At 73.4% G+C, this 10314-nt stretch carries 11 protein-coding genes and 1 pseudogene; 7 read left to right on the forward strand and 5 right to left on the reverse strand.

Going from position 1 to position 10314, the window contains the following annotated elements:
- The 5 genes from ACOJTC_RS10415 to ACOJTC_RS10435 form a co-directional block, all read right to left on the reverse strand.
- A partial coding sequence (locus ACOJTC_RS10415) for a hypothetical protein (RefSeq protein ID WP_420116704.1) occupies nt 1–620 on the reverse strand: 620 nt, incomplete at its 3' end.
- Nucleotides 613–2307, reverse strand: a complete 1695-nt coding sequence (locus tag ACOJTC_RS10420; protein ID WP_420116705.1) for a hypothetical protein — start codon at nt 2305–2307, stop codon at nt 613–615. The genes ACOJTC_RS10420 and ACOJTC_RS10415, both read right to left, overlap by 8 nt.
- A 154-nt stretch (nt 2308–2461) precedes the next feature.
- The gene (locus ACOJTC_RS10425) at nt 2462–3841 is read right to left on the reverse strand and encodes a glycine--tRNA ligase (protein ID WP_204926316.1); all 1380 of its coding nucleotides are present in this window, start codon (nt 3839–3841) and stop codon (nt 2462–2464) included.
- Nucleotides 3842–3957: 116 nt separating this feature from the next.
- Nucleotides 3958–4458 carry a hypothetical protein gene (locus ACOJTC_RS10430; RefSeq protein WP_357932239.1) on the reverse strand — a complete coding sequence of 167 codons (501 nt, stop codon included), beginning with the start codon at nt 4456–4458 and terminating at the stop codon, nt 3958–3960.
- 207 nt (nt 4459–4665) lie between these two features.
- Nucleotides 4666–5007 carry an antibiotic biosynthesis monooxygenase family protein gene (locus ACOJTC_RS10435; RefSeq protein ID WP_204926315.1) on the reverse strand — a complete coding sequence of 114 codons (342 nt, stop codon included), beginning with the start codon at nt 5005–5007 and terminating at the stop codon, nt 4666–4668.
- Nucleotides 5008–5034: 27 nt separating this feature from the next.
- On the opposite strand from ACOJTC_RS10435, the gene ACOJTC_RS10440 reads away from it, so the two are divergent.
- The 7 genes and pseudogenes from ACOJTC_RS10440 to ACOJTC_RS10470 form a co-directional block, all read left to right on the forward strand.
- Nucleotides 5035–5292, forward strand: coding sequence for a DUF6703 family protein (locus ACOJTC_RS10440; RefSeq protein ID WP_204926314.1), 258 nt, complete (start codon nt 5035–5037; stop codon nt 5290–5292).
- Between the two features lie 54 nt (nt 5293–5346).
- Nucleotides 5347–6291 carry a metal ABC transporter substrate-binding protein gene (locus ACOJTC_RS10445; RefSeq protein ID WP_357932151.1) on the forward strand — a complete coding sequence of 315 codons (945 nt, stop codon included), beginning with the start codon at nt 5347–5349 and terminating at the stop codon, nt 6289–6291.
- Complete coding sequence (locus ACOJTC_RS10450; protein ID WP_420116706.1) at nt 6288–7049, forward strand: metal ABC transporter ATP-binding protein; 762 nt, start codon at nt 6288–6290, stop codon at nt 7047–7049. Before ACOJTC_RS10445 ends, ACOJTC_RS10450 begins: the two co-directional genes overlap by 4 nt.
- 3 nt (nt 7050–7052) lie before the next feature.
- A complete protein-coding gene (locus tag ACOJTC_RS10455) occupies nt 7053–7919 on the forward strand; it encodes a metal ABC transporter permease (protein WP_204926311.1) in 867 nt (288 codons plus the stop codon).
- 43 nt (nt 7920–7962) lie between these two features.
- Nucleotides 7963–8265 (forward strand): annotated as a pseudogene (locus tag ACOJTC_RS10460) (ArsR/SmtB family transcription factor); the annotation flags it as partial.
- A 67-nt stretch (nt 8266–8332) separates the two neighbouring features.
- The gene (locus tag ACOJTC_RS10465; protein ID WP_204926310.1) at nt 8333–8938 is read left to right on the forward strand and encodes a hypothetical protein; all 606 of its coding nucleotides are present in this window, start codon (nt 8333–8335) and stop codon (nt 8936–8938) included.
- 115 nt (nt 8939–9053) lie between these two features.
- Nucleotides 9054–10314 (forward strand): GDSL-type esterase/lipase family protein (locus ACOJTC_RS10470; protein WP_420116707.1); only part of this gene is annotated, 1261 nt, incomplete at its 3' end.

The following is a 10314-nucleotide window of genomic DNA, read 5'->3' on the forward strand; positions in this document are numbered from 1 at the left end:
AGCACTCCGCCGGAGACCGTGTTCGCCACCGTGATGTTGAGGTAGGCACCGACCGGCGCGTAGTAGGACCCCGCCGGGACCCGACTTACGGTCAGGTACAGCGTCCGGCCCGCCTGCAACCGGCCCGACACCACCCCGTCGGCACCGGCGAGGACGTTGGCGGAATAGCTGGCCAGCGCCCGGGTGTCCAGCAGCCGCGCCGGCGGGACGGCGACGATGCGGTTGGACCAGCGCGACGTGTTGACGTACGCCCGACGACCGTCCCGACCGCCGACCACCAGCTCGGCGGTGGGGGTGACGGCGAGCGAGCCGGTCGGCAGCTCCGCCGGGATGGCGTCGTCCGGCGTCGGGAACAGCCGCAGCATCGGGTCGGTGCCGGCCAGCGCCAGCGTCGGGTTCGCCGACGAGCCACCGACCAGCACCGTCCCGGCCTCGCCCGCGTCGTTGAGCTGCCCGCCGATCACCGGCGCACCGGGCGCGGCGTCGGCCGGCGTGCCGGCCAGCGCGGTCGCGCCGACACCGACGCCGAGGGCCACCCCGGCCCGGATGACCGTACGGCGGTTGGTGGACGGGGTCTCGTCGGTGTTCATGTCCCGCTTCCCGGTTCCGTGGTCACGCATCGGCCCGCACCGCCCGGTCGCCGCGCTCGGCGGCCTGCCTGATCGCCCGGGCCCGGGCCCGACGGCCGGCGGAGCCGGCGGCGGTACGGGTCGACGTCGGGGCATTGACGACCGCGGAATCCGGATGGCGCACCAGCAGGCCGGTCGCGTCGAGGATCACCGCCGCCGCGCTCTTTTGCAGGTAGATGGCGACCACGTCCGGGTAGTAGTCGCCGCCGACCGTCTCGTAACCGCCGAGCTGCGTGATCACGCCGTTGGAGAGCAGTTGGCCGGCGGTCCACCAGTTGATGGTGGAGGCGGTGGGCAGGCTGCCGGTGCCCCACACCGTGGCGAAGCCGCCCTGGGTGGTGTCGGCCACGGTGATGTTGCCCAACATCCCGTCGCCGTACTCGACGATGTCGCGCAGGTGCACGATCAGCAGTGTCTCGGCCAGCACCCGCCCCCGGCCGTCGATCCGGCCGCCGCCCTCCAGCAGCCGGGCCCGGCCGGCGGCGCTGCGGGTGTCGAGGAGCCGGGTCGGTGCGACAGGCACCAGCATGGTCGCGTTCGACGTGCTGAACGCCGCGTCCGAGATTCGCCCCACGGAAGTGCCGTTGCCGACCTCCAGCCCGTACACGCCGACTCCGAGGGTACCCACGGCGAGATCGCTTGCCACGTGCAGGTCGCTGTGGGTCAGCTCCAGCGTCGCCCCGTTCGGGTTCCGCAGCGCCAGGGTGGCGGCACCGTCCGGGGCGGCGCTGGTCACGGTGGTGACGCCGGGGCTGTTCCGCTGGCCGAGGACGACCGGCTCACCGGGGGCGGCCGCCGCCGGGGCGGGCTCCACCGGGGGCGCGGCCTCGGCGGCGCTCGCCGGGGCGGCACCGCCGCCGACCGCGACGATCTGGCTCGGGTGGCCGACCAGCAGGCTGGTCAGGTCGACGATCACGTGGGTCGGCGCGGAGACCTGCACCGTCAGCACGCTGCGGTACCCGCCGAGGGTGCCCAGCTCGGCGAAGAGGAAGTTCGACAGGATCTGACCGGCGGCCGACCAGTTCACCGTCGACACGGTCGGCCTGGTACCACTGCCCCAGGCCGTCAGGAAGCCCGGACCGGTCATGCCGACCACTGTCACGTTGCCCTTGAGGGCGTAGCCGTCGCGGACCAGGTGGTCCAGGCTCAGCACGATGGGGTTACCGGGGGTGAGCCGTCCCGTCGGGTCGAGCGTCGAGGCGCCCGCGACGATGGTGCGGCGCAGGTCCGGGTCCCGGCTGTCCAGCACCCGGGTCGGCCGCACCGGGACCGAGGTGGTCGCCCACTCGCTCGTCCACAGCCAACTGTTGACCTCGTCGCCGGGCCGGCCGGCCTGGACGAACACGTCGCCGAGCGGGTCCACCGCGACGGTGCCGGTCGGCGAGTCCAGCACCTGCGGGTAGACCTGCTCGCCGGGTACCAGTCGCAACGGCGCACCCGCGGTGTTCCTCAGGGTGAGTCCGGCGTAGCCGAGGCTGAGCGTGGTGGTCGCCGGACCGGCATCGTTGGTCGTACCCATGGTGAGGTGGTCGCCCGGGGCGGCGTGGGCGGTGCCGGGCAGGCCGACGGTGGCGGCGACACCCGCGCCGGCCGTGGTGACGGCGACCGCGGCGGCCCGGCGCAGGAGGCGGCGGCGCTCCGGAACATGATCATGGTCAGGTTGCGGCTCGTGCGTCATTCCCACCCCCGTGTCGACATTCAGCACGGGGAATGCTGGCACGACCCACCCACCGGCTCAAGGACCGGACGGACAGGGCTCTCCACCGATGCCGGAGAACGGACCGGCCCCGCCCCCGGTCAGCGGGGCGGGGCCGTCCGGCGGTGCTCGCCGGTCAGCAGCCGGGCAGGCGCTCGATCAGGTAGCGCTCGACCTGGTCGAGGGCGACCCGCTCCTGGGCCATGGTGTCCCGGTTCCGCACGGTCACCGCGTCGTCGTCGAGGGTGTCGAAGTCGACGGTGACGCAGAACGGGGTGCCGATCTCGTCCTGCCGGCGGTAGCGGCGGCCGATCGCCTGCGAGTCGTCGAACTCGACCACCCAGCGCTTACGGAGCTGGGCGGCGAGCCCCTTGGCCTTCGGCGAGAGCGCCTCGTTGCGCGACAGCGGCAGCACCGCCACCTTGACCGGGGCCAGCCGGGGGTCGAAGCGCATCACGGTGCGCTTGTCGACGCCGCCCTTGGTGTTCGGGGCCTCGTCCTCGTCGTACGCCTCCAGCAGGAACGCCAGCACCGCGCGGGTGAGGCCGGCGGCCGGCTCGATGACGTACGGCACCCAGCGCTCGTTGCGGGTCTGGTCGAAGTACGACAGGTCCACCCCGGAGTGCTTGCTGTGCGTGGCCAGGTCGAAGTCGGTACGGTTGGCGACCCCTTCCAGCTCGGCGAACTCGGTGCCGCCGAACCGGAACCGGTACTCGATGTCGACGGTGCGCTTCGAGTAGTGGGAGAGCTTCTCCTTGGGGTGCTCGTAGAAGCGCAGGTTCTCCTCCGACAGACCCAGGTCGAGGTACCAGTTCCAGCGCTCCTGCAACCAGTACTCGTGCCACTGCTCGTCGGAGCCGGGCTCGACGAAGAACTCCATCTCCATCTGCTCGAACTCGCGGGTGCGGAAGATGAAGTTGCCCGGGGTGATCTCGTTGCGGAACGACTTGCCGGTCTGCGCGATGCCGAACGGCGGCTTCTTGCGGGCGGCGGTCGCCACGTTGTTGTAGTTGACGAAGATGCCCTGGGCGGTCTCCGGGCGCAGGTAGTGCAGGCCCTCGTCGCTCTCCACCGGGCCGAGGTAGGTCTTCATCAGGCCGTTGAACATCTTCGGCTCGGTGAAGGTGCCCTTGTTGCCGCAGTTGGGGCAGTTCAGCTCCTGCAACGAGGTCAGCGGCTTGCCGTGCTTCTCGGCGTACGCCTCCTCCAGGTGGTCGGCGCGGAACCGCTTGTGGCAGGACTGGCACTCGGTCAGCGGGTCGACGAACTCGGCGAGGTGGCCGCTGGCCTCCCAGACCTTGCGGGCGAGGATGACCGCCGAGTCGAGGCCGACGACGTCGTCGCGCTGCTGGACCATCGCCTTCCACCACTGCCGGCGGACGTTCTCCTTCAGCTCCACGCCGAGCGGACCGTAGTCCCACGCCGACCGGGTGCCTCCGTAGATCTCGCTGGAGGGGAAGACGAAGCCTCGGCGCTTGGCGAGGCTGACGACGGCGTCGATACGGTCGGCTGGCATGTTTCCTCCTACGCCGGCTGGCGGTCGGCGTGGCCATGAAGACGGGTGGGACCGGACGGCCCGGGACAACGGTACGACCAGCAGCGCCCCGGGCCCAGCAGAATACCGGGGACGGCTCAGCTGACCCCGCAGACCTCCATGCCGCCGCTCTGCTGGTCGGCGGCGAGGGTGACCTGCTGGGTGTCCCGGCCGCCGCCGCTGAAGGTGACGTCGACCGGCACGGTCAGGGTCTGCGGGTCGACGTCGCCCACCCGGTAGCTGGCGACCGCCGGCTCCTCGGCGACCCGGCGGGTGAACTCGCCCCGCGACTCCCGCCGCCGTGCGTCCTCGCAGAGGGTGTCGTAGGCCTTGCCGTACTCCTTGGCGACCAGGGCGCGGTAGTAGTCGTCGGTGACCGCCTGGCCCTGCTCCTCGATGGCCTGCACGTTGCTGACCACCAGCCCGACGGCTGCCGCGCCACCGCCGCCGCAGCAGATCAGCAGGGCCAGCGCGCCGACGCCGAGGCCCAGCCAGAGCCGCTTGCGGCTGCCCTCGGTGGGCGGGGCGGCGAACGGTGGGGCGACCCCGGGCCCCGGGGGCGGCGGGGGGACCCCCGGGTCCGACGGCGGGGTGGGCACGCCCGGGACACCCGGCGGGGTGGGGGTTCCCGGGCCACCCGGGGCGGCGGGCGGCGGTGCGCCGTCCGGGCCGGGTGTCGCGGGGTACGGCGGTGGGGCTGCCGGGCCGGGAGCGGTCATAGGAGCAGGGTAGTGCCCCCGGGCCCGACGCTGCGGACGCGCGGCCCGATCGGACTCGCTGCTACCGGACACGCAGCCGGATGTGGTTCAGCGGTGCGGACGCGCGGCCCGGTCGCTGTCGACGACCACCACCTCGCCGTCGGGGGCCGCGCCGGCCAGCGTCTCGTACGCCGAGGGTTCGTCGACCGACTCGGCGAGCAGCGGCACGGCGGTGATCTTGACGTCGAACCCGCCCAGCGCCCGCCGGTACGTCCCGACCGACTCCCACTCGGTGAGCAGGCACCAGTGCCGGGGGTCGTCGAGGGCGCGCAGGAGTTCACCGCGCAGGTAGCCGGGGCGGGCGGCGAGCGCGGCCAGCGCGGCGTGCGCCCGGGCGGTGAAGTCGTCCGACGCCTCGACGGCGACCACGAACCGGTTGGTGACCAGCACCGGGTTCCTCCTCGTAGAGTCTGTGGGATGCAGCCTACGCAGCGCCCTCTGCTGGCCCGGTTGGCCCGGGCGAACCCGACGTCGGTGTTCCTCGCCACCCTGGCGCTGGTGCTGGTGGCGCTCTTCGCGCCCGGCCCGGTCGGTGGGCTGCTCCTGCTGGCGCTGGCCGCAGGGCTGGCCTACCTGCTGACGGTCACCTGGCCGGTGCAGGCACCGCAGACCCGGCTGATCCGGCTGGTGATGCTGACGCTGCTGGTGGCGGTGGCCCTGGTCAAGCTCTTCTGACATGCACCCATGCGTTTTTGACAATCATTCTCGTTTTCACGGACAGTTGCCGACATGACCTCCCGCACCCCGCTCCGCGCCCTGACCGCCGCCGCCACCGCCCTGCTCGTCCTGACCGGCGGCACCGCCTGCTCGACCGAGGGCGCCGGGGCCGACCCGGACCGGGTGGACGTGGTCGCCGCCTTCTATCCCCTCCAGTTCGTCGCCGAGCGGGTCGGCGGGGACGCGGTCACCGTCACCAACCTGGCCAAGCCGGGCGCGGAACCGCACGACCTGGAACTCAACCCGCGCCAGGTCGGCCAGGTCAGCGAGGCCGAGCTGGTCTTCTATCTCAAGGGCTTCCAGCCGGCGGTGGACGAGGCGGTCGCGCAGAACGCCGCCGACCGGGCCTTCGACGTGACGACCGTCGCACCGCTGCGCGACGCGACAGCCGACGGGCACGACCACGAGGGTGAGGACGGTCACGCCGAGGAGAGCGGCGGCAAGGACCCGCACCTCTGGCTCGACCCGACCCGGCTGGCCACCGTCGCCGACAGGCTCGCCGAACGGCTCGGCGCCGTCGACCCGGACCGGGCCGCCGACTACACGACCCGGGCCCGGACGCTGCGCGGCGAGCTGGAGAAGCTCGACACCGAGTACGCCGCCGGCCTGAAGACCTGCCAGCGCCGGGAGATCGTGGTCAGCCACGCCGCGTTCGGCTACCTCGCCGAGCGTTACCAGCTGGAGCAGATCGGCCTCACCGGGCTAACCCCCGACACCGAGCCCGCCCCGCAGCGGCTGGCCGAGGTCGCCCGCGAGGCCCGCGAGCACCGCGCCACCACGATCTTCTTCGAGACGCTGGTCAGCCCGAAGGTCGCCGAGACCATCGCCGCCGAGGTCGGCGCGAAGACCGCGGTGCTCGACCCGATCGAAGGGCTCTCCGCTGACGGGGGTGGGGACTACCTTTCGGTGATGCGCACCAACCTGACCACGCTCCGTACCGCCCTGGGGTGCTCGTGACCGCTCCCGTCATCCAGGTCGCGCACGCCACCGCCGGCTACGACGGCCGCCCGGTGCTGCGGGACGTCTCGCTGACCGTCACCGCCGGCGAGGTGGTGGCGGTGCTCGGCGCCAACGGCTCCGGCAAGTCCACCCTGATCCGGGCCGTACTCGGGCTGGTCCCGCTGGGTGCCGGCACCGTCGAGCTGTTCGGCGTCCCGCAGCGCCGGTTCCGGCAGTGGCACCGGATCGGGTACGTCCCGCAGCGCCTCGGGGCCGGCAGCGGCGTGCCGGCAACTGTCCGTGAGGTGGTGGCCTCGGGGCGGCTGGCCCGCCGGGGCGTGCTGCGCCCGCCGGGCCGGGCCGACCGGGCCGCGGTGGACGCGGCGCTGCGCGCGGTGGGGCTCGCCGACCGGGCCCGCGACCCGGTGGCCACCCTCTCCGGCGGCCAGCAGCAGCGCACCCTGATCGCCCGCGCCCTGGCCGGTGAGCCGGAGCTGCTGGTGCTCGACGAGCCGACCGCCGGGGTCGACGCGGCCAGCCAGGAGGCGTTCGCCGGGGCGTTGCGGGAGTTCACCGCCGGCGGCGGGACGGTGCTGCTGGTCGCCCACGAGCTGGGACCGCTGCGCCCGCTGATCAGCCGGGCGGTGGTGGTGCACCAGGGTGGCGTCTGCCACGACGGCCCGGTGCCCGAACCGGCCGGGCACCACGCCGAACCCGACCACGACCACGTGCACCCGCACGGTCCCGAGGAGCCCGCCGGGCTGTGGAGCAGCTGAACGATGGACCTCTTCCAGTACGACTTCATGCAGCGGGCGCTGGTCGGTGCCCTGGTGATCGGGCTGGCCGCCCCCGCCCTCGGCATCTACCTGGTGCAGCGGCGGCTGGCCCTGATCGGTGACGGCATCGGCCACGTCGCGCTCACCGGCGTCGGGGCGGGCCTGCTGCTCAACCGGTCCCCGGTGCTGGTGGCGGTGGTCGCCGCGATCCTCGGTGCGGTCACCATCGAGCTGGTCCGGGCCCGGGGTCGCACCTCCGGCGACCTGGCGCTGGCGCTGCTGTTCTACGGCGGCATCGCCGGTGGGGTGATGCTGGTCGGTCTCTCCGACGCCAGCAGCGCCAACCTCAACGCCTACCTGTTCGGCTCGCTCACCACCACCTCCCCCGCCGACCTGACCACCATCGCGGTGCTCGGCGCGAGCATCGCGGTGCTCATGCTGGCGCTGCGCCCGGCGCTGTTCGCGGTCTGCCACGACGAGGAGTACGCCCGGGTCGCCGGGTTGCCCGTGCGGGCGTTGAACATGCTGCTGGCGGTCGCCACCGCGGTCACCGTCACCATCGCCATGCGGGCCGTCGGCGTCCTGCTGATCAGCGCGCTGATGGTGGTGCCGGTGGCCACCGCGCAGCAGGTCACCCGGGGCTTCCGCAGCACCATGACGGCGGCCATGGCGCTCGGCCTGTTCGCCGCCGGGGCGGGGGTGTGGGTGGCGGCCACCGCCGACACCGCCCCCGGCGCCTCGGTGGTGCTGCTGGCGATCGCGTCGTTCCTCGTGGTGGCGCTGGCCGCGGCCGCCCGGCGGGTGCTGCGCCGCCGGGCCACCCCGGCCGTGGTCAGCGCGCCGGAGCCGCACGAGGTGGTGCTGCGGTGACGCCGACCGACGAACCGTCACTGGTATTGGTTACCGTTACGGGGTGACCGGCACCCACGGCTACGACGCCTTCGAGGGCGCGGGCGAGCTGCTCCGGGCGCTGTCCGCGCCGATCCGGCTGGCGATCGTGAGCGAGCTGGCCCAGGGCGAGCGGTGCGTGCACGAGCTGGTCGAGCAGCTCGGCGCACCGCAGCCGCTGGTCTCCCAGCACCTGCGGGTGCTGCGCGGCGCGGGGGTGGTGCGGGGTTCCCGGCGCGGCCGGGAGATCGCCTACGCCCTGGTCGACGAGCACGTCGCGCACATCGTCGCCGACGCGGTCAGCCATGCCGGGGAGGGGCCGTCCGCCCCCGGTGAGCCGGCCGCCGGGCGCGCGGGGGGTGCCGGGCGGCCCGCGTCGTGGCACGCTGTCGGCCGTGAAGATCTACGCTGACCGTTTTCCGGTCGCCCTCCGTCAGTTCCTCACCGATCTCCTCGTCGTCGCCTGGGTCTATGCGGCGATCCGCTTCGCGATGTGGCTGTACGACCTGGTGGAGAAGCTTGCCGTACCGGGGCGGAAGCTGGAGGGGGCCGGCGGCGGCCTCGCCGACAACCTGGCCGAGGCCGGTGGCAAGGTGGGCCGGGTGCCGCTGGTCGGCGACGAGCTGACCGGCCCGTTCACCAAGGCCGCCGACGCCGCCCGCGCGGTGGCCGAGGCCGGCCGCGACCAGCAGGACCTGGTCGGTCAGCTCGCGTGGGCGTTGAGCATCGCGGTGCTGGTCTTCCCGCTCGGCCTGGTGCTGTTCGGCTGGCTGCCGCTGCGGCTGCGCTGGATGCGCCGGGCCGCGTCGGCGAAGGCCCTCGCCGCCGGGCCGGCCGGCCGGGACCTGCTGGCACTGCGCGCGCTGACCAGTCAGCCGCTGCGCAGGCTGACCCGGATCGACCCCGACGTGGCGCAGGCGTGGCGGCGGGGCGACGACGCCACCGTTGACGCGCTCGCCGCCCTGGAGCTGCGCCGACTCGGCCTGCGCGGTGGTCGGTAGGCACCGTCACCTGTTGTGTCCCCCCGGCCCGCAGGCTTAGATGATGGTGAATGTCTTAGGTCTGCAAAGCCGTCGTCGTGCGTCGGCACGGACGGCCCGGAGAGGGAGCGTCCCCATGCCCGTGTCCCGCAGTCGGTCGATCCTCGCGGCGGGAGCCGCCGGGGTGGTGGCGGTGCTGGCCGCCACCCTCATCGGCCTGCCCCCGGCCAGCGCCGCCACCGGTGACGGCTCCCCCACCGACGCGAACATCGCCTTCGTCGGCCGTTGGGACCGCAGCAACAGCAGCGCGTACGTGCCGAACTGGGCGGGCGCCTACCTGAAGACCGGGTTCACCGGCACCACTGTCAAGCTGCGGCAGCGCCGCACCATCGACCTCTACTACAGCATCGACGGGGCCGACTTCCGCTATCTGACCAACGTCAGCGGCACGGTCAACCTGACCCCGACCCCGCTGCGCGCCGGCAACCACACGCTTGTGGTGTCGTACCGGGTGGTCGCCGGCTCGTACACCGGCGACGCGGTGTTCCAGGGGCTCACCCTCGACTCGGGCGCGCGTACCCTGCCGGCGGCGGTCCGGCCCCAGCTGATCGAGTTCGTCGGCGACTCCATCACCCTCGGCACCACCTCGTCCCGCACGGCGCTGACCGCGTACGGCTGGCTGACCGGCGAGCAGCTCGGCACCGAACACACCCAACTCGGCTACGGCGGGGGCTGCCTCGTCGCCACCGCCGACGGCTGCGTCAGCGTCGCCAGCCAGTTCCTCCGCACCGGGTACGCGGCGAACAGTCCGGCCTGGGACTTCAGCCGCTACCAGGCCGACGCCGTGGTGATCAACCTGGGCACCAACGACCGCAGTCACGGGGTGAGCGGCACGGACTTCCAGAACCAGTACGCCACGTTCATCCGTACCGTGCGGGGCAAGTACCCGCGCGCGGCGATCTTCGCGCTGCGCACCTTCAGCGGCCGGTACGCCGCGGAGACCGCCGCCGCCGTCAGCACGGTCACCGGCGGCGGCGACCGCAACGTGTTCTACGTGGACACCACCGGCTGGCTGCCGGCCGACGGGCTGAGCGACTCGGTGCACCCGAACGACGCCGGGCACCGGGCGATCACGGCCCGGCTCGCCCCGGTCATCGCGGCGAAGCTGACCACCACGCCGACGCCCACCCCCACCACGGCACCGCCGACCACCGCACCGCCGACCACCGCACCGCCGACCACCGCACCCCCGACCACCGCACCCCCGACCACCGCACCCCCGACCACCGCGCCGCCGGTGACCACGCCGCCGCCCGGCGGGACCGGATGCGCCGTCGGGTACGCGGTCACCGGGCAGTGGCAGGGCGGGTTCCAGGGCGAGGTGACGATCCGCAACA

The organism is Micromonospora sp. (assembly GCF_048594385.1).
In the GTDB taxonomy this organism is placed as follows: domain Bacteria; phylum Actinomycetota; class Actinomycetes; order Mycobacteriales; family Micromonosporaceae; genus Micromonospora; species Micromonospora wenchangensis.